This is a genomic window from Maribacter sp. (genome assembly GCF_016744255.1).
Taxonomy (GTDB): Bacteria; Bacteroidota; Bacteroidia; order Flavobacteriales; family Flavobacteriaceae; genus Maribacter_B.
The window spans coordinates 1-18,157 of sequence record NZ_JADGES010000044.1; the positions used below are offsets into that span (position 1 = coordinate 1).

Below are 18,157 nucleotides of genomic sequence, written 5' to 3' on the forward strand. Positions count from 1 at the left end.
CCTTTTTTAAGTAAATAAATTTTAAATTTCAAACAAAAAAATCAAGTTTCAATTAATATTTTAGCTTGATTTTTTTTGTTTAATATATTGTTAAAAAAATGATTTTAGATAAACTAGAAAATAGAGAGTTGTATAAAGAAATACATGCGGGTATTAATAAAGCTTTGCTTTATATTCAAAGTACAGATTTTTTAAATATCCCAGATGGAAAGTACGAGATTGAGGGGGAAGATGTTTTTGCGATTTTAAAAGAATATGAAACAAAAAATAAAGAAGATAGCCTTCTAGAATCTCATCTTAAGTATATTGATATTCATTATATAGTAGAAGGTGCAGAACAAATAGGAGTGACTACTTTGGTGAACCAAAAACCAAAAAAAGAATATGATGCTGTTGACGACTATATGTTGTTTCTTGAACCTTACGATTTAATAACGCTTAAGAAAGGTATGTTTGCTGTCTTTTTTCCGGATGATATACATATGCCAGAGATTAAATTAGATAGCATAGCAATAGTCAAAAAAGTAGTAGTAAAAGTTAAACTTTTGTAGGGTTTAAAACTCTGTTAAAGTGAGGTTCTAAATGCTGCGCTAAACCTTTTCTAAATCCTTTTATGTTGTTTTCTTTCAAATAATTTAAAAGCTCTCGATGGCTTACAAATTTCTTAGAGTACTCGTAAGTCTCGGTATTAGGTAATTTGTGGTCATGTACATATTCAAACACGGGTAATAATAAGTTTTGAAACCTCTGTAAAGTTGTGTTTCCAGACATTTCATATAATTTTCCATGAAAAGCAACTTCATTCTCTAGGCTAAAAAGAGTAGACTTTGAGTTTTTTGCCTCCATTTTGGTTACAATTTTTTCAAGCTCAACTAAATCTTGTTCTGTTTTTCGGGCAAACAATAAATCTATCATACCCATTTCTAAAATTAAACGAAGTTCAAAAATATCTTTTAATGTTTCATCACCTAATAAATTGGTGCCTATTACTTTTTCGAAATTTTGAATAAAGTCTGGGTGAGAAAGAACCATGCCCTTGTGCTTTTTGGTTTCAATAATGCCTATGGTTCTTAGTCTGGATAAAGCTTCTCTAATAACCGTTCTACTTACGCCTAAAGCCTCAGAAAATTCCATTTCTTTTGGTATAGTGTCTCCTACTTCAAGTTTGTTCTGCTTTATATATTCTGTAATGCTTATTTCTACTTTATCTACCAAGCTAAGATTGGTTAAAGGGGTGATATTTATTCTATTTTTCATGGTAGATTTAATTTATTACAAATGTAATTCATAAAATTTATTTTAGTAAATTCGTATTATGTACTACATAATAAACAAAAGTAATTTTTTAAATTGAGTATTCAATTGAATATTTGGGAATAATATACGGAATGAGATATAAAACTTTATATAAAAATACATTATTAAATGATATCATCCCATTCTGGGAAAAACATTCTATAGATACGCAATATGGAGGTTATTTTACCTGTTTAGATAAAACAGGTAAAGTGTATGAAAAAGAGAAATTTATTTGGCTTCAAGCTCGCCAAGCTTGGACATTTTCTATGTTGTATAATAGATTAGATAAAAAAGAGAGTTGGCTCAAAATAGCAAAGCATGGTATAGATTTTATTATAAAACATGGCATGGATAAGGATGGTAACTTTTACTTTTCAACAACAAGAGAAGGAGAGCCACTAATACAACCTTACAATATTTTTTCGGATTGTTTTGCAGCTATGGCTTTTAGTCAGTATGCTATAGCGTCTGGAGATGAAAAAATTAAAGAATTAGCAAGAAGAACCTATAATAATATACTTAAACGTAAAGATAATCCTAAAGGAATTTATGAAAAAAATACTGGTGCAGTTCCGCTAAAGGGTTTTTCATTGCCTATGATTTTATCCAACCTTGTATTAGAACTTGAAGGGGTGTTAGAGCAGGAAGAGGTAGAGAAAACTATTGATTACAGCGTAAGTCAGGTAATGGATGTTTTTCTAGATAAGGAAACAGGCTTAATCTATGAAAATGTTTTACCGGATGGAAGCCATCATGATAGTTTTAATGGACGTTTATTAAATCCAGGGCATGGTATAGAAGCTATGTGGTTTATGATAGATATTGCTGTACGAAGGGATGATAATGTGTTAATTGAAAAAGCAACACAAACCATACTGAATATTCTAAAATTTAGTTGGGATAATGCGTACGGAGGAATCTTTTATTTTATGGATTCCAAGGGGTATCCGCCTCAACAATTGGAATGGGATCAAAAACTATGGTGGGTGCATTTAGAAGCGTTAGTGGCTTTAGCTAAAGCTTATGAACATACTAAAAATCCAGAAGTTTTAGAATGGTATAAAAAAGTTCATGATTATGCTTGGACACATTTTTCAGACCCTGAAAATGGAGAATGGTATGGGTATTTAAACAGACGTGGAGAGGTTTTGTTAGATTTAAAAGGAGGAAAATGGAAAGGGTGTTTTCATGTGCCGCGAGCGATGTTCCAATGTTGGAAATCTTTTGATAAGATAGAAAAAGAGTAACCATATTAAATATACTAAATGGCAGATACAATAAGGCCTTATGTTTTAGCAGAAATCAATTGGAAATTAGTAAAAGAACAATCTTATAACGTTGCAATTTTACCTTGGGGAGCAACAGAAGCTCATAACTACCATTTGCCATATGCTACAGATAACTTTCAGGCGGAGTATGTTGCTATTCATGCAGCAAAGAAAGCATGGAATAACGGAGCAAAAGTGGTTGTGTTGCCGACCATTCCTTTTGGAGTGAATACAGGGCAAATGGATATTTCATTGTGCATGAATATGAGTCCAAGTACTCAATATGCTGTTTTAAGAGATATCGTTCAAGTGTTAAATGGACAGAGTATTCAAAAATTAGTGATTATCAATGCACACGGAGGAAATAATTTTAAACAATTAATTAGAGAATTAAGTTTAGAGTTTCCAAAAGTGTTTATTTGTGCATTGAACTGGTGGCAAGCAGCAAATGCGAATGACTATTTTGCGGAGCCTGGTGACCATGCAGGAGAATTAGAAACATCTGCTATGTTGCATATAGAACCTAGTTTGGTATTATCTATGGAACATGCAGGAAAAGGAAAAGAAAAAGCATTCAAAATAAACGGACTTAAGGAGGGCTGGGTTTCTGCACAACGTAAATGGTCGCAAATAAGTGATGATACTGGCGTAGGGAACCCTAAACTAGCGACCAAAGAAAAGGGAGAGGCATTTTTAAATGCCGTTATTAAAAAAATTGCCGTTTTTATGGAAGAACTTAACCATACCGATATTAATAATATGTTCGAATAAATAAAAGAATTTTTAAAATGAAGAAAATATTTTCAATATTAATTTTGGTATGCTGCTTTAATTGTATAAGTCAAAACCAGATAAAAAAAACAGTAGAAGATAAGCCCGTATTTCAGGATTTATTTAATGCTTCTATGGATGAAGGTGTTAAATGTTACAGGATTCCTGCTTTAATAACTGCTGCGAACGGGGACCTAATTGCTGCTATTGATGAACGCGTACCTAATTGTGGTGATTTAAAGTGGAGTAAAGACATTAATATTATTATTAGAAGAAGTCAAGATAATGGTAAAACCTGGTCAGAAATAGAAACAGTAATCAATTTTCCTTATGGACAATCCGCTTCCGATCCTTCAATGATTCTAGATACCGTAACCAATGAGATATTTTTGTTTTACAATTATATGGATTTAGATAATGAAAAGGATATTTACTATTTACATGTGGTAAAAAGTGGTGATAATGGTAAAACGTGGAGTGAACCAAAAGATATAACTTCTGAAATTACGAAACCTGAATGGCATAAAGATTTTAAATTTATTACATCGGGGAGAGGTATACAAACACGTTCCGGAAAACTGCTGCACACTATGGTAAATTTAAATAGTGGGTTGCACTTATTTGGAAGCGATGATCATGGGGAGACTTGGTATTTTAAAAATGTACCCATTCAACCTGCCGATGAATCCAAGGTAATAGAACTTGCAGGAGGAGCATTAATGATAAATGCTCGTGTAAATGGGGAGGGATTGCGCTACGTGCATGTTTCAAAAGATAATGGGGGAAATTGGGATACGAAACCTGCACCAGAATTAATAGATCCTGGTTGCAATGCTAGTATAATTAGATACACATCTGTAGAAGATGGCTACAAAAAAAATAGACTTCTTTTTTCTAATGCTAAATCTGAAAAAGGACGGGTAAATATGAGTGTAAGAATAAGTTATGATGAAGGTCAAACATGGTCAGAAGGTAAAACAATTTATAAAGGACCTTCGGCATATTCTTCATTAACCATTCTTGAAAATGGTGATATAGGTTTGTTTTTTGAGCAAGATGAGTATGTAAAGAATACATTTACCAGTTTTTCATTAAAATGGCTTACCGATGGTAAGGATAAGTATGAAAAGCCTGTGAAATAGTAAGAAGACAGGCTTTTTCAATTAAAAGAAAAAACCATGAACTCAAAAAAAAGTTTATTTATTATCTGTATTTTATTTTGTGTTTTATTTATAGGCAATAGTCAAACTATAAAAGTGGCATGTGTAGGTGATAGTGTTACGTATGGCTATGGTATTGGGGATAGAGAAGAAAATTGTTATCCAGAGCAACTACAACAGTTATTAGGTGCTGATTATGAAGTCGTAAATTTCGGTTATTCAGGTGCTACTATGTTAAAAAATGGACATAAACCGTATTGGAATACGCTTCAGTTTACAAAGTCGCAAGAGTTTGCGCCAGATATAGTAATCATCCACTTAGGCTTAAATGATCAAGGCAATAATAATTGGCCAGAACATAAAGAGGAGTTTGAAAGTGATTATTTAAAAATGATTACGATTTATAAAAATTTACCTTCTAAACCAAAAGTTATCATTTGTAAAATGAGTCCGACATTTTCAGGCCACCATTGGTTCGAAGAAGGTATGCGGGAGAATTTTAAGGAAATCCAATCTAAAATTCAACAAATTTCAAAAAAGTCTTCGACAGAAATCATTGATTTGCACGAGCCTTTATATAGGTTTCCAGAGATATTTCCAGACAATTTACACCCAACAAAAGAAGGTGCTAAAATAATAGCTCAAAAAAATTATGCTGCTATAAGTGGTGATTCTGGAGGTTTAAAATTACCGATACTTTATGGTGAAAATATGGTGTTGCAAAGAAATGAACCTATATTGTTGGAAGGAACTGCTAATTTTAATGAAACCGTTACGGTTGAGTTTAATAATAAAGTAAAGCTTACCAAAGCAAATTTTAGAGGGGAGTGGAAAATGGAGTTAGAACCTATGAAAGCAGGTGGACCTTATTCTCTAAAGTTCTGTACACCCAATAAATCTATAGAAATAGATAATGTTTATATAGGTGAAGTTTGGCTGGCATCTGGGCAATCTAATATGGACTTTAAAGTTCAAGATATGAAAAATGCAGTAACAGTATTAAAGGATTCTTTAAGTGCTAATGTGTTCTTATTTTCGATGGATGGGAAAGCTTTATCGAATAAAAATTTTACTAAAAATGAGCTTAAAAATTGTAATGCTCGCGATTATTTTCATAGTTCAGGATGGACAAGCTCAAACGTAGAAACTCTCAAAAATTTTTCTGCAATAGCCTATTCGTTTGCTTATAATATTCAGAAAGAAATTAATGTTCCTGTTGGAATTATATGCAATGCCATTGGAGGTTCTCCCATTCAAAGTTGGGTAAGTAGAGAATCTATGGAGCAAAAACACGAAACTATAGATGTATTGAATGACACTCATTTAAATCCGATGGTAGATACTTGGGTTGCGGAAAGAATCTTGCTGAATATGAAAGATTTGGATAAACATAAAATTAGGGCTAGACATCCATATCAACCCACATTTTTGTTTGATGCAGGTATTTTACCAATTAAAAAATATACTATAAAAGGTGTTATTTGGTATCAAGGAGAGTCGAATACAGAGCATGTGCAACTCTATTCAAAATTATTCAAAATGTTGGTAAAGGATTGGCGATATCATTTTAGTAATGAGAGTCTTCCATTCTATTACGTGCAGTTAAGTAGTATAGATAGACCAAATTGGGGGTCGTTAAGAGATTCTCAAAGAAGGTTACTCGAAATTCCTAATACAGGGATGGTGGTATCTTTAGATGTCGGCCATAAAACAGATGTTCACCCCCCAAAAAAATGGGTAGTTGGTAAGCGGCTTTCTAACTTAGCGCTTCATAAAAATTATAATAAAAAAGAGTTTTTTTCAGGACCTATTTTAGACTTTGTAAACGTAAAAAATAATAAGCTACAGGTTTATTTTAAATATGGGGAAGGTTTAAAAATACGAAACAATAAACCCTTACAGGATATTTTTATAGCGAGCGAGGATAAGGTTTTTGTTCCTGCTAAAGCAAAAATCGTAAAAAATATTTTACAAGTTTGGTCGTCAAAAATAAAAAAACCTAGATACGTAAAATATGGATATACACCGTTTACTAAAGGTAATTTAATTAATGAAAACGGATTGCCAGCTTCCACATTTTCAAATATAGAGATGTAACATATGAAGAGCGTTTGTTATAATTTAATTTTTATATTTTTTATGCTTTTTTTCAATCATAGCTATAGTCAATCAGTAATAGATCTAGAGGAAAAGTATCCCATAATTCCCACGGCACAAGAAATTAAATATGACGAAAGTGAGGTTGTATTTAAGGATATTAATATTATTAAGTCTGATTTTATAGATGAAACAAATAAGCTAAGGAGGTTTTTCCAAAAGAATGGTATTAAACAATCTTCAAAAGGATTAAAGATTCAGATTATTAAAAAAAATATCCCTGTTCATAATGCTAATGAAGCCTACAAGCTAATTATTGATGCTGAAATTAAAATTTGGGCAGAAACAGAAAAAGGTGCTTATTATGCAATAAAAACATTACAACAAATTTTTAGAAAAGAAGATAAAAAAGGGGTGTTTCCCAAGCTTAAAATGACAGATTGGCCTGCTTTTAAGATTAGAGGTTTTATGCATGATACCGGGAGGAATTTTCAGTCAATACCTCAATTAAAAGATCAAATTGAAGTGTTGTCTCAATATAAGTATAATGTGTTTCATTGGCATTTAACAGACGACCCAGGATGGCGCTTGGAAAGTAAATTATATCCGCAATTACAATCTAGAGTAGCCACTTTCCGTGGAAAAGGTAAATTTTATACACAAGAGGATTTTAAAGATATTTTGGCATTTTGTAAAGCACGCCACATTACGGTTATTCCAGAATTTGATATTCCAGGGCATTCGAAAGCCTTTAGGAGTGCCATGGCCTTTAAATCTATGAAAGATGAAAAAGCACTTTCTGTTTTATTAGATTTGTTTAATGAATTATGTTCCCTTGCTTCTGCCGAAGAGATGCCTTATATACATATAGGAACTGACGAAGTGCGTAATAAAGAAGAATATGTTTCGAAGGATTTTATTCAAGAAATAATGAACCTTGTTAAAAAAAATAATAGAGAGCTCATTGTTTGGAAAGAGGGAATAGAAGTAAAAGAAGATACCATGTCTATTAATCAATTATGGGCACAACACGAACCCAGAGAAGGACATCGTTTTATAGATTCAAGAGCCAACTATATAAACCATTTGGATCCCTTTGCAGGGATGGTAAGATTGTTTTTTCAGCAACCTTGCAGACAAGCAAAAAGTGATTCATTAGCTTTAGGAGGAGTTTTATGTGCATGGCCAGATAATAATGTAGCGATGGAGCGTGATATATTAAAACAGAACCCTATTTATTCTTCTATCGTTTTTTATGCCGATGCAATATGGAAAGGGCGTAAAAAAAATTACTTACAGTATTGGGCTAAATTACCAACAAGCGAAAAAAAAGAGTTTAAGGCGTTTCAAAATTTTGAAAAAAAAGTGATAACGCATAGAGATTTGTTTTTTAAAGGAAAAGAGTTTCCGTATGTAAAACAAACCAATATTATGTGGAATGTCATAGGCCCATTTAATCATAAAGGAGATGTTTTAAAAAAATTCCCTGTTGAAGATATCTTAAAAGAATCTTACCATGTTAATGGTAAAGAGTATAAGTGGTCTAAGCCCAGGGCTGGAGGCACATTTTATTTTAAACATTTTTTTGACTTCCCTACTTTAACTAAAGAAAAAACAGGTACTTTTTATGCTTATTCAGAAATTTATTCCCCAACTAACCAAAAGCAAGATTTTTGGATTGGTTTTCAAGGATGGTCACGTTCAGGAGGAAGGCGTGGAGGACCTTTTCCTAATCAAGGACAATGGCACACTACAAATCCTAAAATTTGGGTGAATGATACTCAAATTGCTCCTCCTGTTTGGAAGCAACCAAATTTAGGAAGTAAAACGGATGAAATTCCGTTCATTGATGAGGATTATTTTTATAGAACTCCCACAAAAGTAAATCTTAAAAAGGGTTGGAATAAAGTGTTGTTGAAAATACCGCATGGTGGAAATTCATGGAAATGGACATTTACTTGTGTGCCTGTAAGTGTTAAGAAGGAGCAGGTAAGTGAAGTAAATGAATTAAAGTTTAGAACCGTTTTTAACCAAACATCCAAAGTTTCAATAAACTCTTTCCCTAAAAATTATCAACTTTATTCCAGGGATGCTAATAATAAGGCAACTATTAAAATTTCAGGGATTGCAGACCAGTCTGTTGACAGTTTAATAGTTAAAGTGCATCGGGATAAAGGTATTGTAACAAGAACAACTATTGCTACTCAAAATCAATTTTCTATCTTTATAGAAATTGAAGCCATAAAACATAATTATAAGATAGAGTTGTTCTCTAAATTAAATGATGGAGAAGAGATGCTAATTAAAAGTGCTACCCATGTAACTGCAGGGGATGTATATGTAATAAATGGGCAATCCAACGCTTGGGCTATGGATTACGATAATGTCTATAATGACGAAGATGTATTTTCTGATTTCCAATGGGTAAGGACCATTGGTGCAATGCATGTTTACAATAAACCCGCTATTTACCCCGAAGCAAAAAATATAGACTGGTATATGGCCAGTGGGAAAGCTCCTGATATTCGTGGCGGTGCACAACTTGTGGGTAATGGTATGGTTGGGGTTTTGGGTATGAATATCGGAATTAATTTAGTAGCATCGGAAGGTGTTCCCGTAGCGATTATAAATGGTGCTGGCGGTGGTGGTTCCATTTCATTTTATCAAAAAACAAAAGAACAAGATTTAGACACGCCTTACGGGCGTTTACAATACCGATTGATAGCATCGGGTTTAAAAAATAAAATCAAAGCCTTTATTTGGAACCAAGGTGAAAATAATGCGGGGACGGCTATATTGGATTATAAAAAAGCACTTAATAAATTATATAAAAATTTTAAGTCAGATTATACTTTTGAAAAATTTTATATTATTCAGACACCTCCTGGATGTAATTCTATAAGTGGTCATCAATCTATAAGAGAAGCACAACGGCAATTTACCGAAGAAAATGAAAATATTCGAATTTTAACCCGCCATGGTTTTTCGGAAAATCCCAAGAAGACAAATGGAAATTATTTTTTACCCGATGGTTGTCACTATCATGCCCATGGTTATGAGGTTTTGGCAAATTGGATTTCTAATTTGGCTAGTTTCGATTTTTATGGAGGAAAATTGGATTATGAGGCACCAAAATTAATAAAGGTAGTACTTGAATCTCCTTCTAGTCTTATCATAGAATTTAATAAAGAGGTCGTAATTCAACCTAATTTAATAGTGGGTGGTATTACCTATTCCGTAAAGCACAACCAATTTGCTATAAATAATAGAAGAACATCTTCTATTTCTAGTGTAGAAGTTATTGCTGAAAATTTAAAAAAAGTACGTTTAATATTTTCTGGACAAAATATTTCTGTGGGAGACAGTTTAACATATGTTTTAAATGATACTTATCCAGAGAGTATAATAACTTTTATAGGACCATGGATTGTTGATGCAATCACAGGTGTTGGGGCGGTTGGGTTTACAATTCCTATAGTAAAAAAGGAAGGAATTCCATAGTGTATTAAACTAATAGCAAAAGGTTTTGTAGTAGGGAGTAAATTATATAAAATAAGAATTAGTTAAGTTAATATATAAATAAATGAAAAAAACAAATCACCTTTTAAAAGTAGTTTTTCTATGGTTTATAGGAATTACCATTGGTCAAACCCAAACACTTGATCCTGTTATTGAGAATCCAAATGTTTTGGGCATTAATAAATTAGATGCAAGGGCAACTTTCTTTCCTTATAACTCATTAGAATTAGCAAGAGAGGGTAATCTTGCAAAAGCAAAAAATCATTTTTCTTTAAATGGAGTTTGGCAATTCAATTATTCCGAAACGCCAAAATTAAGACCAGTAGATTTTTATAAAGAAGATTATGATACTTCTAAGTGGAGCACAATAAAAGTACCTGCAAACTGGGAAGTAGAAGGTTTTGGGATTCCTATTTATGTGAATGTACGCTATCCGTTTCAAAAAGGGGAATTGAACCCGCCAGATATTCCAGATGGACATAATCCAGTAGGTTCATATAAACGAGATTTTACGGTTCCTGAGAATTTTAATGGAAAGGATTTATTTATTCATTTTGGAGCTGTAAAATCGGCTTTTTATATTTGGGTTAATGGAAAGAAAGTAGGGTATAGCCAAGGCTCAAAACTTCCTGCGGAATTTGATATCACTAATTTTGTTAAAGCAGGTAAAAATAGCATTGCTTTAGAAGTGTATAGATGGAGTGATGGTAGTTATTTAGAGTGCCAAGATTTCTGGAGAATTTCTGGAATAGAACGAGATGTGTATTTGTATGCTAGACCAAAAGTGCAATTGATAGATTATTTTGCAAAAGCAGGGCTAAAAAATAATTATACCGATGGTGTTTTTGATTTATCGGTTGATGTTAAAAATATAACTACCAAAAAACAAAAAGGAACAGTAGCTGTTGAAATTGTAAAAAATAACCAAACGGTTTACACTGCATCTTCAATTTATGATATAGCTGTTAATTCCGTTAAAACTTTATCGTTTAAAGAGACTATTGCTCAAGTAAAAACATGGTCTGCCGAAGTCCCAGAGTTATATGAATTAAACATAATTATCAAAGATAAAAAAGGACTAGTTTTAGAAGCAGTTTCTAGTAAATTAGGATTTAGAACTTCTGAGGTTAAAAACGGGCAATACTTAGTAAACGGGAAACCTATTTTATTTAAAGGCGTAAACAGACACGAGCACGATCCTGATACAGGACATGTGATTTCTAGAGAAGACATGCTTAGAGATGTTCAGATATTTAAAGAATATAATATTAATGCGGTACGGACGTGTCATTATCCAAATGACCCTTATTTTTATGAGCTGTGCGATGAATATGGAATTTATGTAATAGATGAAGCTAATATAGAATCTCATGGCATGGGGTATGACCTACATAGAACTTTGGCTAACAATCCTAAATGGCTAAATGCGCATCTTGAACGTGTAAAGCGTATGGTGCAAAGAGATAAAAACCATCCGTCTATCATCATTTGGTCTTTGGGTAATGAGGCTGGGAATGGCTATAATTTTTATGAATCATATTTGTTAGCAAAGAAACTAGATACAACTAGACCGACCCAATATGAACGTGCAGCTCTTGAGTGGAATACAGATTTGTTTGTTCCAATGTATGCAACTCCAGCAGAAGTAGAGAAATATGCAACCGATGATAGATTTACAAAGCCTTTAGTGCAATGCGAGTATGCACACGCTATGGGAAATAGTATGGGAGGTTTTAAAGAGTATTGGGATTTATTTGAAAAGTATGATAAATTACAGGGAGGCTTTATTTGGGATTATGTGGATCAAGGAATAAAAACCACGAAAAATGGTAAGGAAATTTATGCATATGGCGGAGATTTTGGACCAGAAGATGTACCAAGTGATAATAACTTCTTAAATAATGGATTGGTACAGCCAGACCGTAAGCCAAATCCTCATATTTACGAAGTAGCCTATGTACATCAAAATGTGAAGTTTTATGAAAATAATCTTGCGAATGGAGTAATTGATATTAAAAACTGGTATTTCTTTAGAGATTTGTCAAACTACAAATTAAACTGGGAAGTAATAGGGGATGGTAATGTTATTGAAACAGGTGTTATTAACGATATTGTAGTTGCGCCTCAATCTATAAAAGCAATTAATGTTCCTTTTAAAACGCAATTAAAAAATGGAACGGAATATTTTTTAAATGTATCGGCTGTGTTGAAAACAGACGAACCTTTATTAAAAGCGAACCATGTGGTAGCATACGAGCAATTTAAACTGCAAGAAGCAACTGTAGTTTTGCCTAAAAAAGCAACCAATGTGTTAAGCTATAAAATGCATGGAGACTCTATAACCGTAATCGGAAAAGTATTTAAATTAACATTTAGTAAAAAAACGGGGCAATTAACAACTTATACGTTTAACAATAAAAATCTATTAACTAATGGGCCGCAAGTTAATTTTTGGCGCGCACCAATAGATAATGATTATGGAGCTGGCACACAAAAGAAATATAAAACTTGGAAATATGCTGGTACATCGGGAACAGTAATAACCGCTGTGAAGCAGACATCGAAAAACGAAATGCAAATAAGTTTCACAAGAGATTTGTTTAAGGGAGATGCCAAGTTAATCGAAACTTATGTAGTAAATGGAAACGGGGCAATAAAGGTTACTAATGCTTTAAAAGCAATAAAAGGAAAGCACCCAAACTTCTATAAATTCGGAAATAAACTTGTTTTGCCAGAAGATTATAAAAACATAACGTATTACGGGAAAGGCCCTTTTGAGGCGTATGCAGACAGGCAGCATGCTGCAAAATTTGGATTGTATGAGCAAACTATCGCAGAACAATATTTCCCCTATATCCGTCCGCAAGAAACGGGAAATAAACTAGATGTACGATGGGTGACTTTAACGAAATCAGATGGTTCCGGAATTAAGTTTTTAAGCGATAAACCGTTTCACTTTTCAGCACTTAATTATAGCGAAGACGATTTAAATTCTGGAGAAAAGAAAACACAAAAGCATGCTGGTGAGCTAGATCCTAGAAAAGAAGTTTTTATAAATATTGATGGTTTTCAACAAGGTTTGGGAAGTATTAACAGTTGGGGGAGATTGCCTATGGAACCGTATTTATTAGCTTACAAAGATTATATTTATTCCTACTGGATGGTTCCTGTAGTTGAATAAATAATGCAATTAAGCATAAAACAATTAAGGAGTAAATATTAAATAGATTCTTCTTTTTAGTTACATGTAGAAATTAAAATATATAAAAGGAAAACAAGGAGCAGCCAAACATCATTCTTTAGTATCCCTAATTATTAGGGTAAAACGTAATCAAAGATGTGTAAATGTAATAGCATACTTGTTTTTCTTTTCTATAAAATTAAGGGCCTTTTTAGAAGAGGGGATTGGGTAAGTTAATTTAGACAAGGCATGTGTGTTTATTATTTTAGTAGAAAAGAGGAAACCGTTATAAAGTCAGAAGGCCATTTAATTTACGATGTATTCTAGAACTAAAGGTATTTTTTTGTTATCAACTGTAGCGAAACTATAAAAAAGGTTAAAATTAAGAACGATTTAATTTTAACCTTTTTTATAGTTTTTTTTAAAATGGATTTTGTTTAAATGCTTGTTACTTAACAAAAGTGTGTGTTTAAATGTTATATGTAATACATAATACAATTATGTTAATTTTTGTTATCTTAGCCAAGTAATTTTTCAGAATTAAGTATTATTACTGAGCCTTTTAGGCTAGTATAATATAAGTAAAAATGAGGTGTTTTCTGGATTAAAAAATATTTTTTATTAACGGTGTATTCTTTTTAAAATGATAAAAAACAGAAATGTAGTAATCCTAATCTTAATGTTTTTAGTTGGCATTAATTCTTATGGTCAAGAGATTTCAAAATTAGACGTTTTAGAATTACCTAGTTTACCTGCACAAAATGACAGTATTGCGTCCCTTGGTTATGCAGGTATGTTGGGTGGTATTAGTAATGGAGTTCTTGTGGTTGCTGGTGGGGCTAACTTTCCAAATGGATTACCTTGGCAAGGCGGTAAAAAAGAATGGAGTAAGAATATTTATATTTTTGAAAACAATACTTGGCGCTTATCTACAAAAGAATTGCCTGTGCCTATGGCCTATTCAGCATCGGTACTAATAGATAAAGGAATTTTATGTATTGGAGGAAATAATGAAACCCTTGTAAGTGATGAAGTTTTATTGTTGGTTTACAACACATCATTAAAAGAAGTAAGTATCTCAAAGTACCCAAACCTTCCCGAACCCCTGGCATTTACATCTGCTGTGGTAGATGAAAATTTTGTGTATGTAGTAGGGGGAAAAAATTCTAAGAGCAGCACCAATTCATTTTATAGGTTAAATTTAAAGAATCCACAGAATTGGGAAAAATTAACCAATTACCCAGGGATATCCAGAGCTTTGCATTCTACAGCTGTCCAAGAAACATCTACAAATAAAAAATTATTTGTGATTGGAGGACGGAGCGAAGTATCGGGGCAAAAATCACAAACACTGACAAATTACTTGTCTTATGATTTTAAAGAAAAAATATGGAAAGAAGAAGGTGACCTTACCATAGATGGAGAACCTAGAGTATTGATGGGAGCTTCAATAGAGTCTAAAGGGTCTATGCATATTATGGTTTATGGAGGTAGCGATGAGCTGCTTTTTAATGAATTAGAAAATTTAGCCTTACAATTGAAGGCTGGGCCAAGCCAAGCAAGAGTAGATGAATTAATAAGTAGAAGAGACGATATTTTAAACAATCATGCGGGCTTTTCAAAAGATATCTTGGCATACAATACCATTACTAAAAAATGGTATGTTTATGATACGCTTTCGACAAAAATTCCGGTTACGGCACTTTCTTTTAAAGATAAAGAAGATTTTATTCTTGTTTCTGGAGAGCTATCTCCAGGTATCCGTACTCCAACGGTTCAAGTTTTTAAAACTGCTGATACAGGTAATTCTTTTGGGGTAATTAATTATAGTGTTTTAGCATTATATTTATTAATATCAGTATTAATAGGACTTTATTTTGCGCGCAAACAGAAGTCTACTGATGATTATTTTGTTGGGGGAGGTCGTATACCTTGGTGGGCCTCAGGTTTAAGTGTTTTTGGAACATTGCTAAGTGCAATAACCTTTATGGCAATTCCTGCCAAGGCTTTTATAACCGATTGGTCTTTCTTTTTTTTGAACATTACGGCTATCCTTATAACGCCTTTAATCGCTTTTATTTTTATTCCCTTCTTTAATAAATTAAAAATCAAAACGGCATATGAATATCTTGAGGACCGATTCAACTATACCGCAAGAGCCTTCGGAAGTTTTTCTTTTATTTTATTTCAACTTGGAAGAATAGGAATCGTACTCTTGTTGCCTTCTTTGGCAATTTCAATTGTAACTGGTATTCCAGTAGAGATTAGTATTTTGATAATGGGTGTTCTGTGTGTGTTTTATACAACTTTTGGAGGTATAGAAGCTGTTATATGGACAGATGTTATGCAAGTAATTGTGCTTCTTGGCGGAAGTATTTTAGCAGTTGTGTGGATTATGATGCATACAGAAACTTCTTTTGGAGATATGATAACCTATGCTTCGGATAGAGATAAATTTAATATAATCAATTTAGAACTTAATTTTACAGATTCTACTTTTTGGGTAGTCTTTATCGGGGGTCTTGCCTCTGCCATGGTTACTCAGGGTACAGATCAAACAATTGTGCAGCGTTTTTTAACGAGTTCAAACGTTAAAGATTCTCAGAAAACGCTATATACCAATGCTGTACTTACCTTGCCAGCAACTATTATCTTTTTTGGTATAGGAACACTTTTATTTATGTTCTATACCGAAATGCCTAATAAACTTCCTCCTACTATTTCTAATAACGATTCTATTTTTCCATGGTACATTGTACAAGAGTTGCCTAAAGGAGTTTCTGGTCTTTTGGTAGCTGGTATTTTTTCTGCAGCTATGTCGAGTATTAGTAGTAGTTTAAATTCTGTATCAACAGCATACTGTAATGATTTTCATTTACATTTTAATCCAGATTTAAGGGATTTAAAATTATTGCGAATAGCAAGGCTGGTAACTATTGTAACGGGAGTGCTTGGTGTATTGCTAGCTCTTTGGATGGCAAGTTCTAATATTAAATCACTTTGGGATCAGTTTTATCGTTTTTTAGGTCTTTTTACAGGAGGCCTAGGAGGTATGTTCCTTTTGGGAATGCTTACAAAGAAAGCTAATGCCACAGGTACATTGCTAGGGTTAATGGTTAGTGCTGTTTTAATTTGGTATATAAGTGTGTTTACGGAAATTAACTTTTTAATGTACTCGTTTTTCGGTGTAGCTTCCTGTTTTGTTTTCGGGTATATCTTTAGTTTAGTATTTCCTGATAAGAAAAAAGAATTGAGGAATAAATAAAATTAATATGAGTTCAAGAAGAAATTTTGTCAAACAAACAGCTCTAGCGGGAGCAAGTCTATCTATTCTTCCTAATCTATCTTTTGGGTCTATGAAGGGTACTTCTAATAAAAAACTAAAACTGGCTTTTATAGGTATTGGTCAGAGAGGTATTATGCATTTAAATAATGCCATTAATAGAGAGGATGTAGAAGTTACTGCAATATGCGATGTAGACCCAGAACGTATAAATATTGGGTTAAAAATGATGTTGGATTATGAATTAACTAAGCCTAAGGTTTTTGGTAATTCTGATTCTGATTATAGAAACCTTTTAGAGTTAAAAGATGTCGATGCCGTTATTATATCAACACCTTGGTTGTGGCATACAAAAATGGCTGTTGATTCTATGAAAGCAGGAAAATATACAGGATTGGAAGTTTCCGCAGCGAATACGATGGAAGAATGCTGGGATTTGGTCAATACCCATGAAGAAACTGGATCGCATTTAATGATTTTAGAGAATGTAAATTATCGTAGAGATGTTTTAGCTGTTTTAAATATGGTTAAACAAAATGTTTTTGGCGAATTGGTGCATTTTAGATGTGGTTATCAACACGATTTGCGAGTAGTAAAATTCAATAATGGCAAGCAACCTTATGGAGGAGGTGTAGAGTTTGGTGATAAAGGCTATTCTGAAGCTAAGTGGCGTACGCAACATTCTCTTTTAAGAAATGCCGATGTTTACCCAACCCATGGTGTAGGTCCCATTGCGACCATGTGTGATATCAATAGGGGGAACCGTTTTATGTCCTTAACGTCACATGCGACCAAAGGCATAGGGCTAAATAATTATATTGTTGAACAAGGCGGAAAAGATCACCCCAATGCTAAATTAAAATTTAAACAAGGGGATGTTATAACTTCTACTATTGAAACTTCTAATGGAGAAACTATTATTGTTACCCATGACTGTAATTTACCAAGACCTTACTCATTGGGGTTTAGGGTGCAAGGAGCAAATGGTTTATGGGAAGTAGATGGGAATCGAATATACATTGAAGGTAAGTCAAAGCCGCATCAATGGGATGAATCGGACGAATGGTTAAAGAAATATGATCATCCATTATGGCAAAAGTATGGTGAGTTGGCAACAGGCGCAGGTCATGGTGGTATGGACTTTTTTGTACTAAATGCTTTTGTAGAATCAGCTAAAGATAATATTGCGCCACCATTAGATGTTTATGATGCAGCTGCTTGGAGCTCTATAACTCCGCTTTCGGAAGCATCCATAGAAAATAATGGGGAACCTCAAGATTTTCCAGATTTCACTAGGGGAAATTGGGTAAAACGACAGCCTTATAACTGGATGAAAGATTCCTATTAAGTATAGTCGTAAAATAAAGAAAAAGCATTAATCTGTAAGTTAAAGTTAAATCCTTAGGGAGTGCCGTTTAAGGGCTTCTTAAGGATTAGTTGTAATGTCATATTTTAATGTGGAAAGGTAAAATATCTAGTTATCTTATATGTTTTTAGGTTCAGATATTAAAGTATCTCCTAATTATGGCTGTTTTTTAAAAGAAATTAGGAACGGTAGTTTTGATATAACACTTGCTTG

10 protein-coding genes are annotated in these 18,157 nt (G+C 33.1%); 9 read left to right on the forward strand and 1 reads right to left on the reverse strand.

The genetic code is table 11. The features are described 5' to 3' along the window. Positions 1 to 98 precede the first annotated feature (98 nt). On the forward strand, positions 99 to 551 hold the full coding sequence (locus QZZ51_RS09125; RefSeq protein WP_291868906.1) for a YhcH/YjgK/YiaL family protein: 453 nt from the start codon (positions 99 to 101) through the stop codon (positions 549 to 551). Here QZZ51_RS09125 and QZZ51_RS09130 read toward each other — a convergent pair. Next, the gene (locus QZZ51_RS09130) at positions 538 to 1,257 is read right to left on the reverse strand and encodes a GntR family transcriptional regulator (RefSeq protein WP_291868908.1); all 720 of its coding nucleotides are present in this window, start codon (positions 1,255 to 1,257) and stop codon (positions 538 to 540) included. The genes QZZ51_RS09125 and QZZ51_RS09130 overlap by 14 nt on opposite strands. Positions 1,258 to 1,388: 131 nt before the next feature. On the opposite strand from QZZ51_RS09130, the gene QZZ51_RS09135 reads away from it, so the two are divergent. The 8 genes from QZZ51_RS09135 to QZZ51_RS09170 all read left to right on the forward strand — a co-directional run bounded on the left by QZZ51_RS09135 (position 1,389) and on the right by QZZ51_RS09170 (position 17,926). Continuing rightward, positions 1,389 to 2,546 (forward strand): AGE family epimerase/isomerase, encoded by a 1,158-nt coding sequence (locus tag QZZ51_RS09135; protein WP_291868910.1) that lies wholly within the window; start codon positions 1,389 to 1,391, stop codon positions 2,544 to 2,546. Positions 2,547 to 2,564: 18 nt separating this feature from the next. After that, positions 2,565 to 3,338, forward strand: a complete 774-nt coding sequence (locus QZZ51_RS09140) for a creatininase family protein (protein ID WP_291868912.1) — start codon at positions 2,565 to 2,567, stop codon at positions 3,336 to 3,338. A 17-nt stretch (positions 3,339 to 3,355) separates the two neighbouring features. Beyond that, positions 3,356 to 4,480 (forward strand): sialidase family protein, encoded by a 1,125-nt coding sequence (locus tag QZZ51_RS09145; protein WP_291868914.1) that lies wholly within the window; start codon positions 3,356 to 3,358, stop codon positions 4,478 to 4,480. A gap of 36 nt (positions 4,481 to 4,516) precedes the next feature. Continuing rightward, positions 4,517 to 6,595, forward strand: a complete 2,079-nt coding sequence (locus QZZ51_RS09150) for a GDSL-type esterase/lipase family protein (RefSeq protein ID WP_291868916.1) — start codon at positions 4,517 to 4,519, stop codon at positions 6,593 to 6,595. A 42-nt stretch (positions 6,596 to 6,637) separates the two neighbouring features. Further along, complete coding sequence (locus QZZ51_RS09155; protein ID WP_291868918.1) at positions 6,638 to 10,096, forward strand: family 20 glycosylhydrolase; 3,459 nt, start codon at positions 6,638 to 6,640, stop codon at positions 10,094 to 10,096. Between the two features lie 82 nt (positions 10,097 to 10,178). Further along, the gene (locus QZZ51_RS09160; RefSeq protein WP_291868920.1) at positions 10,179 to 13,295 is read left to right on the forward strand and encodes a glycoside hydrolase family 2 TIM barrel-domain containing protein; all 3,117 of its coding nucleotides are present in this window, start codon (positions 10,179 to 10,181) and stop codon (positions 13,293 to 13,295) included. Positions 13,296 to 13,938: 643 nt separating this feature from the next. After that, a complete protein-coding gene (locus tag QZZ51_RS09165) occupies positions 13,939 to 16,560 on the forward strand; it encodes a sodium/solute symporter (RefSeq protein WP_291868922.1) in 2,622 nt (873 codons plus the stop codon). 7 nt (positions 16,561 to 16,567) lie between these two features. Then, the gene (locus QZZ51_RS09170) at positions 16,568 to 17,926 is read left to right on the forward strand and encodes a Gfo/Idh/MocA family oxidoreductase (RefSeq protein ID WP_291868924.1); all 1,359 of its coding nucleotides are present in this window, start codon (positions 16,568 to 16,570) and stop codon (positions 17,924 to 17,926) included. Positions 17,927 to 18,157 lie beyond the last annotated feature (231 nt).

What these genes read in the sequence shown, in the direction of transcription:
- QZZ51_RS09135 (WP_291868910.1), top strand. Translation starts at nt 1,389, where the DNA reads ATGAGATATAAAACTTTATATAAAAATACATTATTAAATGATATCATC.
- QZZ51_RS09170 (WP_291868924.1), top strand. Translation starts at nt 16,568, where the DNA reads ATGAGTTCAAGAAGAAATTTTGTCAAACAAACAGCTCTAGCGGGAGCA.
- QZZ51_RS09145 (WP_291868914.1), top strand. Translation starts at nt 3,356, where the DNA reads ATGAAGAAAATATTTTCAATATTAATTTTGGTATGCTGCTTTAATTGT.
- QZZ51_RS09140 (WP_291868912.1), top strand. Translation starts at nt 2,565, where the DNA reads ATGGCAGATACAATAAGGCCTTATGTTTTAGCAGAAATCAATTGGAAA.
- QZZ51_RS09150 (WP_291868916.1), top strand. Translation starts at nt 4,517, where the DNA reads ATGAACTCAAAAAAAAGTTTATTTATTATCTGTATTTTATTTTGTGTT.
- QZZ51_RS09130 (WP_291868908.1), bottom strand. Translation starts at nt 1,257, where the DNA reads ATGAAAAATAGAATAAATATCACCCCTTTAACCAATCTTAGCTTGGTA.
- QZZ51_RS09155 (WP_291868918.1), top strand. Translation starts at nt 6,638, where the DNA reads ATGCTTTTTTTCAATCATAGCTATAGTCAATCAGTAATAGATCTAGAG.
- QZZ51_RS09160 (WP_291868920.1), top strand. Translation starts at nt 10,179, where the DNA reads ATGAAAAAAACAAATCACCTTTTAAAAGTAGTTTTTCTATGGTTTATA.
- QZZ51_RS09165 (WP_291868922.1), top strand. Translation starts at nt 13,939, where the DNA reads ATGATAAAAAACAGAAATGTAGTAATCCTAATCTTAATGTTTTTAGTT.
- QZZ51_RS09125 (WP_291868906.1), top strand. Translation starts at nt 99, where the DNA reads ATGATTTTAGATAAACTAGAAAATAGAGAGTTGTATAAAGAAATACAT.